This is a genomic window from Staphylococcus taiwanensis, from assembly GCA_020544305.1.
GTDB classification, from domain to species: Bacteria; Bacillota; Bacilli; order Staphylococcales; family Staphylococcaceae; genus Staphylococcus; species Staphylococcus taiwanensis.
Window position 1 is genome coordinate 2184335 of sequence record CP058667.1, and the last position, 16453, is coordinate 2200787.

The 16453-nt window shown below is 31.9% G+C and carries 14 protein-coding genes; 7 read left to right on the plus strand and 7 right to left on the minus strand.

The annotated features are described in order from the left end of the window. Nucleotides 1–11: 11 nt before the first annotated feature. The 3 genes from HYI43_10465 to HYI43_10475 form a co-directional block, all read right to left on the minus strand. On the minus strand, nucleotides 12–1076 hold the full coding sequence (locus tag HYI43_10465; GenBank protein UDI78960.1) for a glycosyltransferase family 2 protein: 1065 nt from the start codon (nucleotides 1074–1076) through the stop codon (nucleotides 12–14). After that, on the minus strand, nucleotides 1073–2161 hold the full coding sequence (locus tag HYI43_10470; protein UDI78961.1) for a CDP-glycerol glycerophosphotransferase family protein: 1089 nt from the start codon (nucleotides 2159–2161) through the stop codon (nucleotides 1073–1075). Before HYI43_10470 ends, HYI43_10465 begins: the two co-directional genes overlap by 4 nt. A gap of 425 nt (nucleotides 2162–2586) precedes the next feature. Beyond that, nucleotides 2587–3399, minus strand: coding sequence for an ABC transporter permease (locus HYI43_10475; GenBank protein ID UDI79301.1), 813 nt, complete (start codon nucleotides 3397–3399; stop codon nucleotides 2587–2589). A gap of 328 nt (nucleotides 3400–3727) precedes the next feature. Between HYI43_10475 and tagH the strand changes: the two genes are divergently transcribed. From tagH to HYI43_10490, 3 genes are all read left to right on the plus strand, one after another. Beyond that, the gene (gene tagH, locus HYI43_10480; protein ID UDI78962.1) at nucleotides 3728–4522 is read left to right on the plus strand and encodes a teichoic acids export ABC transporter ATP-binding subunit TagH; all 795 of its coding nucleotides are present in this window, start codon (nucleotides 3728–3730) and stop codon (nucleotides 4520–4522) included. 419 nt (nucleotides 4523–4941) lie between these two features. Continuing rightward, entirely contained in the window at nucleotides 4942–5295 is a 354-nt protein-coding gene (locus HYI43_10485; GenBank protein ID UDI79302.1) for a DUF2294 domain-containing protein, read from the plus strand. Nucleotides 5296–5549: 254 nt separating this feature from the next. Continuing rightward, nucleotides 5550–6575 (plus strand): NAD-dependent formate dehydrogenase, encoded by a 1026-nt coding sequence (locus tag HYI43_10490; GenBank protein UDI78963.1) that lies wholly within the window; start codon nucleotides 5550–5552, stop codon nucleotides 6573–6575. Between the two features lie 441 nt (nucleotides 6576–7016). Here HYI43_10490 and HYI43_10495 read toward each other — a convergent pair whose 3' ends face one another. Next, nucleotides 7017–7778 carry a WecB/TagA/CpsF family glycosyltransferase gene (locus HYI43_10495; protein UDI78964.1) on the minus strand — a complete coding sequence of 254 codons (762 nt, stop codon included), beginning with the start codon at nucleotides 7776–7778 and terminating at the stop codon, nucleotides 7017–7019. Nucleotides 7779–7996: 218 nt separating this feature from the next. Between HYI43_10495 and HYI43_10500 the strand changes: the two genes are divergently transcribed. Beyond that, nucleotides 7997–8740 carry a M50 family metallopeptidase gene (locus HYI43_10500; protein ID UDI78965.1) on the plus strand — a complete coding sequence of 248 codons (744 nt, stop codon included), beginning with the start codon at nucleotides 7997–7999 and terminating at the stop codon, nucleotides 8738–8740. A gap of 77 nt (nucleotides 8741–8817) precedes the next feature. On the opposite strand, the gene HYI43_10505 is transcribed toward HYI43_10500, so the two are convergent. The 3 genes from HYI43_10505 to HYI43_10515 form a co-directional block, all read right to left on the minus strand. Beyond that, complete coding sequence (locus tag HYI43_10505; protein UDI78966.1) at nucleotides 8818–9465, minus strand: metal-dependent transcriptional regulator; 648 nt, start codon at nucleotides 9463–9465, stop codon at nucleotides 8818–8820. Between the two features lie 326 nt (nucleotides 9466–9791). Beyond that, nucleotides 9792–11834 carry a sodium:proton antiporter gene (locus HYI43_10510; GenBank protein ID UDI78967.1) on the minus strand — a complete coding sequence of 681 codons (2043 nt, stop codon included), beginning with the start codon at nucleotides 11832–11834 and terminating at the stop codon, nucleotides 9792–9794. A gap of 384 nt (nucleotides 11835–12218) precedes the next feature. Continuing rightward, nucleotides 12219–13853, minus strand: a complete 1635-nt coding sequence (locus HYI43_10515) for an NAD-dependent malic enzyme (GenBank protein ID UDI78968.1) — start codon at nucleotides 13851–13853, stop codon at nucleotides 12219–12221. A 343-nt stretch (nucleotides 13854–14196) separates the two neighbouring features. Here HYI43_10515 and HYI43_10520 point away from each other — a divergent pair, with 343 nt between their 5' ends. From HYI43_10520 to HYI43_10530, 3 genes are all read left to right on the plus strand, one after another. Next, entirely contained in the window at nucleotides 14197–15111 is a 915-nt protein-coding gene (locus HYI43_10520; protein ID UDI78969.1) for a phosphatase PAP2 family protein, read from the plus strand. Between the two features lie 519 nt (nucleotides 15112–15630). Next, nucleotides 15631–16143, plus strand: coding sequence for a GNAT family N-acetyltransferase (locus HYI43_10525; GenBank protein UDI78970.1), 513 nt, complete (start codon nucleotides 15631–15633; stop codon nucleotides 16141–16143). Between the two features lie 34 nt (nucleotides 16144–16177). Then, on the plus strand, nucleotides 16178–16423 hold the full coding sequence (locus HYI43_10530; protein ID UDI78971.1) for a DUF3923 family protein: 246 nt from the start codon (nucleotides 16178–16180) through the stop codon (nucleotides 16421–16423). Nucleotides 16424–16453 lie beyond the last annotated feature (30 nt).

The window sequence follows — 16453 nt, forward strand, 5'->3', positions numbered from 1 at the left end:
AATACGCTAACTTATCTTTTAAGCATACGCTTAACAGTTTGCTTACTATTGAAAGCGAATTTTTTCGGCATTATTTGCGCTTTAAAGCGGAAATATCCTGGTCTGCCTATTCCTACATTGACAAGCGTTTGACGCCACTTTTCATAAGTGTCATGTGTCCAATTCGTAGCGCCTTGTTCTACTGCTTGTATAATTCTGAACAAAGCATCTCCAGAATAATTGGTATGTTGCATATCATTAATATAATGCGTTACTTTATCAACAAATTCTGATGTTATTTTGCTATATTTTAATAAATAAGCTTGTATTAAATAACTTACAATCAAATTATCCATACGATAGCTATAGTACGTTTTCTCGTTTGTAAGCAATAACATCTCCATCACACTTTGACGTACACGTCTTGCGTCTTCTATATAGTCTAAGAATACATCTGCACGTTTATCTGTCACTGACCCTTCACGTTCATTGTATCCATAAACAATTAAAGGAAGTAATTGTATATCGCGTGCAGTTAAATAGGCACGTGTAATAAACGTATGTTCTTCGCAAAAAACGACATCTTCGTCGAATCGTAATGCGTTAAATTTAGAATTAAATAACTTACCACCTGGACCTATAGATTGTAAAATCTCTGGTGCTTGCGCTAATGTCACAATATCTTCGCGATTCATTTCTTCATGCGTTGGTACAATTTTCCAATCCCCATTAACTCCTCGACCAATTTGACCAACTACGATGTCGACTTCTTTATTCCGCACATAATAATCAATCATTTTATCAAGTCTACCTGGTAAAAATTGATCATCAGCATCTAAAAACATAAATGCTTCAACATCGTCAGACATGGCTGCTAAGCCTATATTTCTACTTGTCGCTGCACCTTGATTGTCTCGATTAAATATCAATAGATTTTTTTCTTCTTTTTGTAATTGAGTTAACACTTGTCTCGTATGGTCAGTTGAACCATCATTCACGCAAATAATTTCCACTTCGTGCGTTGTATCTATAGACTTTATCGCTCTACGTATTGTATTTTCACCATTATATATCGGAATAATGACAGCTATTTTCACTTTTCCACCAACTTTTCAATAAATTGAGTTACATGTTCGGCACTTTCAGGACTATTGTAACGATGCCAATTTTTAAATAAAGGTTGTATGTCATCTATATGATTCTTCATTTTTAAAATTAATTCTTCTTCATTATAAACTTTAAATTGCTGAGGAATTTGGTTATAAAATTGATTTAAACCGCGTACATGCTCATATTTGTCTTCGTCATAAACGTAAAATAATGTTGGCTTATTTAATAAACTTGCCTCTATAGGTAACGAACTATAGTCACTAATAATCATATCAGCCATAACCATTAATTCTGGTGTAGAAGCGCCTGATTTACGTCCTGCAATAGATGGATGTAATTGATTAATTATCGTATAGTCTGGTAAAGCTTGTTCAAAGCGAGATACATCCAATTTTCTGTTATCCTCAGCATTTTCACGATACGTAGGAACATAAATCGCTAATTTCTTAGAAATATTATACTGTTTTTTTAAGCGTGTTTGCTCGGCCTCAAGGTTGAAATTTAAATATTGTGATAAACGAGGCAAACCAAGCTTCAACATTTGATTATCTTTCGCATTAAATGATGCTTTAAAACACGTTCCCATTTCTTCGCCACCAATAAGATAATAATCCGTTGCATTGTAAACACGTTGATACTGCTTAACCATTTTCGGATTATTCAAATCTACTTGATGATCGGTAAGACCGAAGTTTTTCAATGCACCAGAAGCATGCCATGTTTGAATAATCGTTTGTGATTTCTTTTTAGCATAGCCACCAAGCATCAAATAATACGTATCAATGACAATTACTTTTGAACAACTTAATGCTTTGATATGTTTGACTATATTTTTATTTCCAACAGGAATAAATGTTACATTACTAATATCTTTCAAACGTGCTTCTTCGTGTGCTTTAGCAATAATCGTAAGCGCATAACCTTTATTATTCAATTCTTTAATTATTGGCATAACATCTTCTGGAAAGGTCATTAAGAACGTAACATGATTATTCTTAACTTTTTTAAATTTAAAAATAAAGTTCAACATAGCAATCATAAACATATAAATGCTTTTTATAATTATTCGCATAAGTTTATCCCTCAAATCATCTATATTAAAGAAATTATAAAACAATTTTTAAAAAGTTGCTTTGTATATAAAAAGGGAGTGGGACAGAATTCTTTTTAAATTCGTCGTCCCACTCCCAACTTGCTTTGCTTGTAGAATTTCTTGGTGAAATTCTCTTTGCTAGGGCCCCCGCCCGCAAGGATGACTAGAACTGAGAAAAGCTTGATTTAAGCACCTTCTCAGTTCAGTCAGCTACTGCGCATTTGCAAAATAACATTATATCATTTATGTCCAAGGCTCCGATTTTTCATTTGGACATAGCTGACTAAATCGACATGCATTGCTATTTAGCGCGTTCAATTCTTGTCATACTATCTACGAGTAAAATCTACATTTTGTATTTTTAACCGAATTTCCAACGATTTCTGTATGTTACTTTTTAAAAATTATAAGAAATCAGCGAAATGATCACGGTATCTACGATGTAAAATTGATCCTAAAATAAAGAAAACTAAAATAACAATAATATTATATAATAACAATTTCCAATGACCGATAAAGTACCATTCATGGAAAAGAATCGCCGCACGATAAGATTCAGCTAGGAAATAAACTGGATTAAATTTAATAATTTCTCCAATTGTACCACCTATTCCATTATCTTTAGGTACCCATAATATCGGTGACATGTAAAATAAAATTCTTAACAATGCTTGCATAATCATTTGTGTATCACGCACTATAATGCCTAACGTAGACGTGAATAAAGCCACTGATGCTGTAAAGAAGAATGTCAGTGGTACATATATTAACAACTGTATAATATGGATAGATGGGAAGATACCATTTACCATACATATACCAATAATAATCAAAAGTAAGCCAATATGCCCATAAAATCGGCTCGTTACTGTATACGTTGGTATAATGGATAGTGGGAAGTTCATCTTCGCAACTTGGTTAAATTTCATAGCTACGGATTTCGTACCTTCTAAAATACCTTGATTGACGAAGAACCACATACTAATTCCGACTAATAACCAATAAATAAATGGAATGCCATGTACGGGTTGGTTACTTCTAATCCCCATACCAAATACAAACCAATATACCATGATTTGTAATGCAGGATTAAGTAACTCCCATGCAACACCTAAATAGTTATTCGTATTCGTTATTTTAATTTGGAATTGTGCAAGTCTTTGCACTAAATAAAAATTCTTGATATGTTCTTTAAAAACAGAGCCAACAGCCGACATTGAAATTAACCACACTTTCAATTAAATATCCACAATGTATTTAAATATTTTAATCTATAATTCGAATAACTACATTATATATAACATTTCCGTAAAAGTTTAATATAATTATTACGTACAAATTGTATCATTTAATATTGCAATGAAGTTTAACATATAAAAAAGAGCCTTAACTATGGACTTCATTTTCCAAAAAAAGTAAAATCTACTTATTGTTTACAAAAAATCATACAAAATCTCTTATACACTTTACACTAGGTTAATAAATTTAACAACTGTTGTGTGATGTATTATAATCTATATGACTCTTTATAAGGAAGGAATAATCATGAGCGTATCTGTAAATATCAATAATGTGACAAAAGAATATCGCATTTATCGCAATAATAAAGAACGCATTAAAGACGCCCTGATCCCTAAGAACAAAAACAATACTTTTTTCGCTTTAGATGATGTTTCTATAACAGCTCACGAGGGGGATGTTGTAGGTTTAGTCGGCATTAATGGTTCTGGTAAATCTACATTAAGTAATATGATTGGTGGTTCCATTTCCCCTACTTCTGGCAACATTGAACGTAACGGTGAAGTTAGCGTCATTGCTATTAATGCTGGTTTAAATGGACGTTTAACTGGTGTGGAAAATATCGAATTTAAAATGTTATGCATGGGCTTTAAAAGAAAAGAAATTAAAGAGCTTATGCCTCAAGTTATAGAATTTAGTGAATTAGGCGAATTTATTCATCAACCCGTTAAAAACTATTCAAGTGGGATGCGTGCGAAATTAGGATTTTCAATCAATGTTACAATCAATCCTGATATTCTAGTTATCGATGAAGCTTTATCAGTTGGTGACCAAACGTTCACTCAAAAATGTTTAGATAAGATTTATGAATTTAAAGAAGCTAATAAGACGATCTTCTTCGTTAGTCACAATATCCGACAAGTACGTGAATTTTGTACTAAGATTGCTTGGATCGAAGGTGGCAAACTGAAGGAATACGGTGAATTAGATGACGTTTTACCAAAATATGAGCAATTCTTAAAAGACTTCAAGAAGAAATCAAAAGCTGATCAAAAAGCTTTTAGAAAACAATTAGACGAAAAACGTTTTATTGTGAAATAAAATATAAGATGATACACAAAGCATTTGGAGAAACTTTATATTAAAAGGCTACATTGCAAATGCACAGTCGCTGACTAGGACTGAGAAGATGCTTTAAATCGAGCTTTTCTCAGTTCTAGTCTTCTTTATAGGCGGAGCAGAATTTCACTAAGAAATTCTTCAAGTCAAACAAACTGGGGACAACGCATTCAGAAGAATTTTGTTCCAATCGCTTTCTACCAATTTATAATCAATTTGATTTATGTAACTCGATAAATTTAATCTAATCAACTTTTAAATCACATAAGAATGAATAAATACTCAAATTTTTTAAAAATATCATTATTTTTGTGAGTTAAATACTTTAAAAATAAAACTATCCGTTATACTATAAATATAGACAGTAAATTTTATTGCTATAGTTAAAGAAGGTGACGATTATAGCCTCAAATAATAAGACACAACAATTTGCGAATTTGGTGCGTGCTTATAGAAAATCATATATTGGTAAAGGTCCAGAAAATATTAAAGTTTTCTTTAAGGATAATTGGGCTATATGTCATATGACTGGTAGTTTAAGTAAAGTTGAGAATTTTTATTTGCAAAACAAAGATTTCGAGAGTATGCTTAAACAAGGACGTACAGAAGAAATAAAAGATTTATACAAACGTCAACCTCCAACAGAAATGGAAGAGCTAGTTGGCGCTAAATTTGTGAAATTATTTACTGACGTTGACCTAGAAAACGATGAAGTAATTTCAATTTTTGTTTTTGATCAATCAATTGAAGATTAATACTTCAATTATATATATGATACATAATTTAATAACATTGAACATTAAAAGATGATGCAACATTACACATCATTATTTTTTGGGATTGGTGTAAGGTACTCGGTGCTGTTTGCTAACCCTCTCTATTGAATTTTTATTCACTTAAAGGAGGTGGTTACGCAAATCAAGTATCGAGTTTTTTTAACGTTATAAGTGCTCTCAACACAGAATTACTAGAAAGACTAGAAAAATTCTAAATTTAGGAGTGTATATTTATGAAAATAGTAGCATTATTCCCAGAAACAGATAAAGGTTTAGACAATCAATTACTTAACACTGAAAAAGCAATTGGTTTAAGAGAATTTTTAAAAGACACTGAACATGAATTGGTTATTTTAAAAGATGGCGAAGAAGATTTAGATAAACACTTAAGTGATATGGATATTATTATAAGTGCACCGTTCTATCCTGCTTATATGAGTAAAGAACGTATTGAAAAAGCACCAAACTTAAAATTAGCGATTACTGCTGGTGTTGGTTCTGACCACGTAGATCTAGAAGCAGCAAGTCAACATGATGTTGGTGTTGTTGAAGTAACAGGTAGTAATACAGTAAGTGTTGCTGAACATGCAGTTATGGATCTATTAATTGTTTTACGTAACTTCATGGAAGGTCATCGTCAATCTGTCGAAGGCGAATGGGACTTATCTAAAGTAGGTAATCAAGCACGTGAATTACAAAATAAAACAATTGGTATTTTCGGCTTTGGTCGTATCGGTCAATTAGTAGCCGAACGCTTAAAACCATTTAACGTTACAATTCAACATTATGACCCAATCAATCAAAAAGACAATGAAAATTCTAAATTTGTTGACTTCGACACATTAATTAAAACTAGTGATGCCATTACAATTCATGCACCACTTACACCTTCAACAGATAACTTATTTGATGAAGACGTTTTAAGTAAAATGAAAGAAGGAAGCTATTTAGTAAACACAGCACGTGGTAAAATTGTTAACACTGAAGCTTTAGTACAAGCTGTTAACAGTGGTCACATCCAAGGCTACGCTGGTGATGTATGGTACCCACAACCTGCCCCAGAAAATCACCCTTGGAGAACTATGCCAAGAAATGCTATGACCATTCATTATTCTGGTATGACTTTAGAATCTCAAAAACGTATTGAAGATGGTACAAAAGATATTTTAAACCGCTTCTTTAATAACGAACCTTTCCAAGATAAAGATGTTATTGTTTCTAGTGGTAAAATCTCTAGTTCAAGTTACACTGCTAAATAATAGCATTTATACACGTTAAAAGTTTAATCATAAGCACAATACTTAAAATAGACCTTGATTATTCGTAAAGATTTCTTATTAGAGCAAGTTATATAGTATTACAAGACTATCCCTGAATTCATGTATGCCTATATTTGCTTAATCTTATTTATAGTAGAAAACAACCCTAAAAATTTAAATATAAAATTTATCTAAGTGTTATAGCTTGTTAGGTGTCAGAATAGACTTAATAAGTTTGAAAACACGCATATCTTAAATGAAAAAATATATACTTCGATTTATCCCTGTTCAAATCGAAGCTCGGTAAAGATCAAAAATTATAACATGATTTGCAATCACAAAAATAGTCATCATCACATATTATCCCTGTTCAAATGTGATGATGCATTGTTCTCCCCTTAAACAAAATAGGAGAAGATGGTAATCCCTGACCATCTTCTCCTATTTTTTCTTTTTCATTTTTCTTTCTACTTTAAATACTTTAAACATAAATTTAGGTATACTACTTAAACGTCCAATACGCTTCCAATCTATTAACAAACGATAAACCCATTCGATATTGAGTTTGATAAATAATTTTGGTGCACGCTTTTTAGTACCACTAAATATTTCAAATGATCCTCCAACGCCCATCAATACTGTTTGCTCGAATGTGTGACGATACTTTTGAATCCATTCTTCTTGTTTAGGAAAACCCATTCCGACAAAAATATAATCAGGATTAAAACGTTGGATACGTTTAATAACTGTTTCATCATTTAAGTTAATATAGCCATGGTGATAATCAAATTCAGCTTGAGGATATTTATGACGTAAATTATCACATGCCAGTTCTATAACTTCACTTTTTGCTCCAAGTAAATAAACCTTTTGGTAATTCGTATGTGCGATTTTCAAACAATGATCCATCAATTCAATTCCAGGCACACGTCTCTTTAATGGTGTTTTCAAACGATTAGAAGCTTTAATGACACCTGTACCATCTGGAACGACATAATCCGCACTATTAATCAGCTGTCTATAACTCACGTGTTCCGTTGCATAATCAACAATTTCAGGATTAGCAGTCACGATAAATAAATTGTCTTTAGCATCTTGAGCGAAAAATGACTTAACGTACTCAATCATCTCAATCATAGTTACATTGTCAAATTGAACACCTAAAATATCTACTTTGTTTGTTGTTTCTTTTTGATTATGCATTTAAGCATTCTCCTTACTGTCCATACAATTTCATATGCATCTATTATATGAAAATATAACAAAAATACATACTAATTTCTTTTTACAAATTTTAAAAAAGCTAACTCATCTTTAATTTACATTTCAAGTTTCTAGAAAATAAGGCTAAAGTCCAAACGCCAACGCACCTCTTTTGACTTATAATAGATACTATAATCCTTATTCAGGCGAGGTCAACTATGGTCTATTTAGAAAATTTCTTTACAACAATCATTGCGTTAAATATATACTTAATCATTATTATTGCGATTATTTATATTATGATTCACCAAAATAGACATCGTCAAATAAATCAATATTTAGATGTCTATCTCAATTATATCCCAGTTCTCACACATGAATTCGGTCATGTATTATTTAATAAACTTAGTGGTGGTCGCGCAAAAGATTTAGTTATCGTCACGCGCCCCAGTGAAAGATTACAAACGATGCAGCAAGGTTATGCTATCACTCAATCTAAAGGTCTGATTGGGCAATTCATTACTACTTTAGGTGGTTATATTATGCCACCTATCATGCTACTAATTGGTATCAGTGTTGCACATTATGGTCATCCAAGTCTCTTTCTCGTGTCCTATATTTTTATTTTTATCTATTATTTAGTACTTACTTCGCGTAAACTGTCACCTATTGTGGTGCTTATCATACTTATCACATTGTTATATTTTTTAGTACAACATGATAATCAAATGATGTTCTATTACTTAGTTGTTTTACTTTACCATCTTATCTTAGGCGTATTACTTGGCGAAGTACTCCAATCAAGTTGGACGATATTCAAGCTTACTTTTCAAAGACCAAGACCTAGTTGGGATGGAAGTACTTTAACAGAAATTACACACATTCCAACTATCGTATATAGCACAATTTGGATTGCGATTAATCTATTCGCGATTTATCTCATGTTTCAATTCATACTTTAATCGATGATTTTCCATAAAATAATCTCCAATAAGGATTCAACATCACATTGTCCTTATTGGAGATTTTTTATTTCTATTTATGCACGTTCCGCGAAGATATTCATCGCGTTATCATAACTTAAAATCGTAATAACATCGTTACGTTTAACGATAATGACTTTATTAGTATCATCCTTCGTCATTATTTCAACTGCATTCCCAATCGATATGTCTTTGCTTGAGAGATAAACAAGTAATTCTGTCTTATCACGTACACGTTGAATAACAACCTTGTCCCCCGGTTCGTAATCAAGTAATGACACCGTAAATTTCTCATCAAGATGATTATCACGCGGAATAATGCCACCATGCGGACACGTTTCAGGGTAATTCAGAAGATTATCTAATCTTTCGACAAATAAATCAGAAACACGATGTTCTAAGATTTCTGCTTCTTGATGCACTTCTTCCCAATTATAGTGTAATACCTCTATTAAAAAAAGCTCCAACAAACGATGACGTTTAATAATATCAAGGGTATGTTTTAAACCTTCATCTGATAACTTCACACCTTTGTAATGCTTCGTTACCACATAACCCGTTTTCTCTAAACGCCCTACCATTTCACTAACCGATGGAGGTTTAATATTTAAGTACTGAGATAATTTTTTGTTTGAAACGAAAGATTTGTCACCATCATTAGCCAAGATTGCTTTTAGATAATCCTCTTTTTCTTCAGTTAACATCATTTCACCTCACACATACATTCACCTTATTGTATCACGAATTGATTACGAATGTTATTGACTCATTTTTAAAATGCAGGACCATATACGTTCTACAAATATGTATATCGCAAACAAGTTGCGTGCTGTCATTTTCAAAAAATAATGGGAGTGAGAATGATTTCATTACGAATTCATTCATCTCACTCCCAAGAATGACATGCACTAAAACAATTTGGCATGAACGCCTTCTTAGTTCAGTGTCAGCAACTATGAATTTGCAGTCTAGTCAATAATTAGATTCTATCTGCCAAACTCATACTCACTTCTTAATAACACGAATTAAACTAGTCAGTTAAACTGTCAACAATCACCATTTCATCATAGTTAATTGCTTCTCTAAGTTTCAATGCCGTACTTTCAGTTATTTCTTCATCATCTATGAGACTAGCTAAAATACGACGTTGTTCTCTTAACGCATTCAATTTAATCTTTGTAATAGAATCTTCTGCACGTGTATTGAAGAAATTAGATGGAGATAGGTTATCGATTCTCATAAGATAACCATCACAAATCATACCTACCTCTAATTTATTATCTTCATTCGCTTCATCTACTAAACGACTCACTACATTATAGTGTACGATTTTATTAATCTTAGATAATTCCATTAAGTTATCTGTAACACTAAGTGAAGATGCAGCATTCGTACGTGTACGAATTCGACGTTTTAATAGTAATGCTCTTGCCATTACAATCATACGACGAATTAATGATGCTTGACGATAAACTTGTGTACGTTCAGCATAACGCATATAGTTTTCTAAAACACTAGCCGTAATTTCACCTTCACTCGCAAGTTTTTCGAGTGTTTTTGTTTCAACTTTAAACGCTAAACTTTGTAGTCGTTCTAGTTCTTTAGAGTTTTCATCTTCTTTTTCAACTGACTTCAAAAATGTCAGTTTATCGTGATATTCTTTGATAACATTTCCATATCTATAACTTGTTTCAAATGATGAATGTTGATTTAAGTAATCGATAACATGTTCAAGTATATATATTCTGGCTTCCTTAAAGTTCATACTTCCAATTTTAGGTTTCGGTTTATTTGCAGTGACAAACGGTAACACGACTTGCGCTAATACAAGACTAATGATAACCATACCTGATGAAATAAAGAGTAAATCATTGCGGAAAGTAAATGAATGATGATCAGCTAAATAATACGGTAGCGTCAATGCGATAGCCAGCGAAATAGTTCCGTGGACACCACATAATGTCATAATCAGAGCATACATACTTCGTTTAGGTGGTTTCTCTTTTTTCTTGTCGTCGCCTTCCTCATTCATTAATTTTTGGAAAGGACTGACTGATAAATAGAATAGTGGATATAACACGTACACCCATATAAATCTAAATAGATAAACAGCCAATGCAACAAGTGCAGTAATCGCTACTAAAAATAACAAGTTATGTGGTTCAGTTTTTACAATATTCCCAACAACTTCTGGAACTAAAAATCCTAATATTGAAAAAACAAAGCCATTTAACGCATAACTTAAGATATTCCAAGTATGGTTGTAGCTCATTTGAAGTTGTGTACGTGTTTGTGTAATTCGATCACGTTCAAATCCATGAACTAAACCAGCAACTACAGCAGCAATGATACCTGAGGCATGAAACATTTCTGCAACTAAATACGTAACAAACGGTGTTAGTAGTTGTAAGAATGTAAACATATTGATATTTTCAATACCGCGTCTAGTAAGCGTTAATCTAAATCTTACAAGTGCAATACCAATGATTAAACCGATAATAGCGCCACCAATTGAAGCAACAAGAAATTGTTGGACCGCTTCCACTAAAGAAAAAGCGCCAGTAACTAACACACCAACTGCAATTTTAAAAGAAATGATACCAGCTGCGTCATTAAGTAATGATTCACCTTCTAAAATAGTCATAGCACCTTTAGGTAGAACCTTACCTTGTGTAATAGCTTGAACTGCTACAGCATCTGTAGGACATAGAATGGCAGCAACAGCAAACGCTGCTCCGATTGGCAAATCTGGCCAAATCCAGTGAATAAAGAGTCCTACACCAATAACAGTTGTAATGACTAGTCCTAATGCCATTAACATCACTGGTTTAATGTAACGACGTAAATGAACTCTGGAGACATTAACTCCCTCAACAAATAGTAACGGTGCGATGGTTGCTACCATGAAGAGTTCTGAATCGAAGTTAAATTCTACTGGTACTGGTAGTAAAAAGAGGAGCATTCCTAACGCAATTTGTATGAATGCCAGAGGCACTTTAGGAATAAGAGTATGAACAAAGGAGCTTACTATAACTACAGCCAGAAATATTAGAATCGTTTCAAATATTTCCAAACTTCCACCCCATTATATGTCATATTTAATTAAAGAATTAAGATTTGCTTGATAAAGTTTTTTTATGTCTAATTATATCCACAAATGATTGATCTTAAACTCTTAATTGGTTACTTATAATTTTACCATTATTCTGACTATGAATTAACTAACTTGCACTATTGTTTATACAAATCAAATTAAATTGTTACCATTTTATAAGAATGCCAATTCATCTTAAAATCTTATATAAATTATTCAAAATCACTTATATTCTTTTTTGTAAATGAGCATAAGTACAAACGAGATATTACTAAAAAATGGGTTAGCAAACATTATTAATAAAATAGTTACTAACCCATTCACATTTCATTTAGCTATTCATTTCTTTTCATGTTACAAACTTTAAATGTATGATTGATACTCTGGTTTCCATATTTCTTCATTAATCACTTTATCTACATCATCAATAGGTTCTCTATTTAATCCTTGATCAATAACGCTATGTGCTACAGCTTTCGCAATAGCAAGCGAACATTGTTGGATTTGCTCTACTGGGGGTAATACTGCAGCACCAGGTTCATCCGCATCAACCATGCCTCCAAGTGCATGGCTCGCTTCTGACAGCATCTGTTGATTTAATCGAGTTGCTTTCGAAGCGATTAATCCTAGGCCTAATCCCGGATACATTAATGCATTATTTGCTTGTCCAATACTATAACTTGTTCCTTTATACTCAATATCTTTATAAGGTATGCCTGTACCTATTAAAGCTTGCCCATCAGTCCATTTCAATAAATCTTGGGCTGTTGCTTCAGCCAATTTTGTAGGATTAGAAAGTGGAAATATTAATGGACGTTTTGTATAATTTAACATTGCTTTTATAGCGTCTTCTTTAAACGCCTTTGGTTGTGTAGATGTACCAATTAATACAGTAGGTTGGACTTTGTCTATCACGTCTTTAATATTTTTCCAATTCATTTCATCAGAAAAATCTTTCTTACTTTTAGCGAATGCTTGTTGCGCATTAGTTAAATCGTTCATATCATCAAATAATAGCCCTTGTTTATCCATAATATAAAAGTGTTGATGCGCTTCTTCTTCCGATAACCCTTGTTTAACCATTTCATCTTTCAAAATATTTGTAATACCCATGCCAGCAGTTCCACCGCCATATATTAAGAATTTTTGTTGGGTATAATCTTCTTTTGAAATATTTAATGCACCTAAAACACCTGCAAGCACTACAATTCCAGTACCTTGAATATCATCATTAAATGTAGGTAACACATCTTCATATTTATCTAATATATTTTTAGCATGGCCTCTACCAAAATCTTCCCAATGTAATAATGCGTTAGGATATTGTTTTCGCACAGCATTAACAAATTTATCAATAAATGCATAATATGTTTCATCATCTACGCGCTTATGACGATTTCCCAAGTACAATTCATCATTTAATAACTGTTCGTTATTCGTACCGACATCTAATGAAACTGGCAATACTTGAGATGGATTGATTCCCGCTGCCGCAGTATAAACCATTAATTTACCTATTGCGATATCGACACCATTGACACCCCAATCACCTATGCCTAAAATCCCTTCTGCATCTGTAACAACAATTAATCGAATATCTCGATCAGTTGAAACATTTTTCAATTCTTGTTCAATATTGTCAGAATGATCAATTGATAAAAATACTGCATCTTGTGGACGACTAAAGTTCTCATTGTAATTTTCAATAGACTCTGCAATCACAGGATCATAAATAATTGGCATAAATTCTACGATATGTTCAGAAGTTAGTTTATAAAATAGTGTTCTATTTCGATTAAAAATGGACATTAAAAATAGACGTTTTTCAAAATTTGTCTTTTTAGCTTTAAATTGTTCGTAGCATTGTTGTGCTTGTTCTTCAATCGTACGCACCTTCGCCGGAAGTAAACCATCTAGGTCCAATTTTTTTCTTTCTTCTTGTGTAAATGCTGTTCCTTTGTTCAAAAATGGGTTGTTAAGTAATTCAATGCCTTTCATTGGAATCATCCTTTTAAAATCATTTTAGTCAATAAAAGTTCGAGCGTTTTTACATTGACTATTTATGTGTATACTTACCCCAAATAAATGATTCCATTCAAAAGTTATCTTAATGAAAACGTTTTTATTAAAATTTATGGAAATAAAAAATTATTATATATAAAAAATTAATGTTCTATTACTATAAAGCCAGTTCTTTTAATCATTCCAATATTTAAAGATAAGACCTTAACATAAACTTAAAATTTAACTAATATTTAATTAAAGTTGGACTACTATCCTTTAATAAGAGTTGTTTAAACAGTAATCTTTACGTTTTGCACAATATTAAAGGAGGTTTAAAATGGTTATTTCAAGAAAATTATCACTTATAACATTTAGTATTTTAATACTCGTTATTCTTATCGCAACATTTGCAGATCAATCCATATCTAGTCACTTTATTGATCAAAATTCTATATTTGGTACTCTATTTCAAAATTATGGTTTATTTCCACCCACATTAATTTTAATTATTTCTATGACTGTTTTTAACTTTTATATCATTAAAACGTTAAAAAATACCTTTGCTAAAGTAATTATTATGTTACTTACATTTGTGTTTACACTCATTAAAACAAATTCACTTATATCTGAAACAGTTCAATACATATTATCAACATCTAATAATATTAAACATCACAAACCTATGGGTATGGCCAATAATGAAGGAAACGCTGGAAATGCATTATCACTTGGTTTAAGCTTTTTGATTTCGTTTATTATTTTGTTAGTCATTGCTTTTGCTTTGTATCAATTTTGGTTAAAAAATCTAGACTTATCTGAACTCGATAGATTATTTAAAGTTTCTGTCATTAGTTTTATGGTATTATTTATTGGTTTAGAACTCGTGGATAATATGAAAGAACTTTGGGGACGTGTGAGACCATACGAACTTAGCGACAAAGGGGCACATTTTACTAATTGGCTCACAATTAACGGCAATACAGGTCATAGTTCATTCCCATCAGGTCATACGGGAAATGGTGCCTTTCTCATGTTTTTAGCTTTTTATTTTAAAAAACTATCATCACGAAAAATCATGTTCACGATTGGATTAATATACAGCATATTAATGGCAATAAGTCGCGTTCGCATAGGAGCACATTTCACTAGTGACGTTACTATGAGTTTAATTATTATGTTTTCTTTAATGGTCATTGCAGATTTTATTATGCATAAACTGAATTTAAATTCCACATCACATTCTAGTAAATAATCATTATCAACCTTGTTGTTATTTTAGCATCAATCTAATATATGTATAATTGGCGAGCCTGGGACATAAATAATAAAATAATGTTATTTTGCAAATTCGCAGTAGCTGACTGAACTGAAAATACGCTTAAATCAAGCTTTTTCCAGTTCTAGTCATCCTTGCGGACGGGGCCCCAACAAAGAGAATTTCACTAAGAAATTCTACAAGCAAAGCAAGTTGGGAGTCGGGGCCCCAGCAAAGAGAATTTCATCAAGAAATTCTACAAGCAAAGCAAGCTGGGAGTCGGACGACGAATTTAAAAAGAATTCTGTCCCACTCCCGTGTTTTTTCTAATTTTTATCATTCATAATAAAGAGAATTCAAATTACTAAATATGTTAAAATTTTGTTACTTAAACAAATTGAATATTTACACATTTCAAGCTTTATGAATCTTAAAAATATCTTCGAAAACTTATTTTACTGTAGTGTTAAACCTGAAATTTATATCATAAATATATTTAGTTTATAAGGAGGAGTAATGTTGGAAATGATTATTGAAACTGAAAACTTATATTTAGCTAAACCTGACTTTAAGTATCTAGATGATTTACATCATATTCACTCCGATCCTCAAGCCTATTTATATAGCCCTAAAGCGCCTCATAATCATATAGAACAAACTAAAGCTATGCTCAATGATTGGTTAACACACTGGGAAAATTATGGATTCGGATATTTCTTAATGCTTACTAAAAATCACGAACTTGTTGGCGTCTGTGGATTCCGTTATAAAAAAATAGTAAACGAAAATTATCTCAACTTATACTACCGCATCAACCCTAAATTTATGAGAAATGGTTATACAAAAGAAGCATGTGTCTCAGTAATAAATTATTTAGAAATGAATTGCATTAATGATCATATTAAAATGGTTGCACTTACAAAAAAAGATAATCAACCCTCTATAAAAACAGCATTGAGCTTAGGTTTTTCATATGATTCTTCTTTTGATAATCTAGAAGATGAGCATAATAGATATTTCTTTAAATAAGCGTAAAACATTTATGAATGAAACGGAGGATATTATGAAGATTTCGTGGATTTTTTGGTGGATAGTAAGCATTATTGACGTTTTAAGTTTCATAGGCATAACTTTATTCCTTTGGAACCGTTCTGTAGATGCCGCCGGCGTCACACAAACACCTGAATTAAAGTGGATAAGCATCATTATTATGGGAATTGTCTTTTTAGTTCCTTTTATTATACAAATTGCTTGGCTCATTACGAATCTCATCTTGTCCCAACAATATAACAACCAATCAATACGTTAACTTATACATGCTCAATAAAACTAAAAATGA

Bases quoted from the DNA above. Each gene is read 5' to 3' on its own strand.
- HYI43_10525 (UDI78970.1), top strand. From the start codon at position 15,631: ATGTTGGAAATGATTATTGAAACTGAAAACTTATATTTAGCTAAACCT.
- HYI43_10520 (UDI78969.1), top strand. From the start codon at position 14,197: ATGGTTATTTCAAGAAAATTATCACTTATAACATTTAGTATTTTAATA.
- HYI43_10475 (UDI79301.1), bottom strand. From the start codon at position 3,399: ATGTCGGCTGTTGGCTCTGTTTTTAAAGAACATATCAAGAATTTTTAT.
- HYI43_10470 (UDI78961.1), bottom strand. From the start codon at position 2,161: ATGCGAATAATTATAAAAAGCATTTATATGTTTATGATTGCTATGTTG.
- HYI43_10515 (UDI78968.1), bottom strand. From the start codon at position 13,853: ATGAAAGGCATTGAATTACTTAACAACCCATTTTTGAACAAAGGAACA.
- HYI43_10530 (UDI78971.1), top strand. From the start codon at position 16,178: ATGAAGATTTCGTGGATTTTTTGGTGGATAGTAAGCATTATTGACGTT.
- HYI43_10490 (UDI78963.1), top strand. From the start codon at position 5,550: ATGAAAATAGTAGCATTATTCCCAGAAACAGATAAAGGTTTAGACAAT.
- HYI43_10500 (UDI78965.1), top strand. From the start codon at position 7,997: ATGGTCTATTTAGAAAATTTCTTTACAACAATCATTGCGTTAAATATA.
- HYI43_10495 (UDI78964.1), bottom strand. From the start codon at position 7,778: ATGCATAATCAAAAAGAAACAACAAACAAAGTAGATATTTTAGGTGTT.
- tagH (UDI78962.1), top strand. From the start codon at position 3,728: ATGAGCGTATCTGTAAATATCAATAATGTGACAAAAGAATATCGCATT.
- HYI43_10505 (UDI78966.1), bottom strand. From the start codon at position 9,465: ATGTTAACTGAAGAAAAAGAGGATTATCTAAAAGCAATCTTGGCTAAT.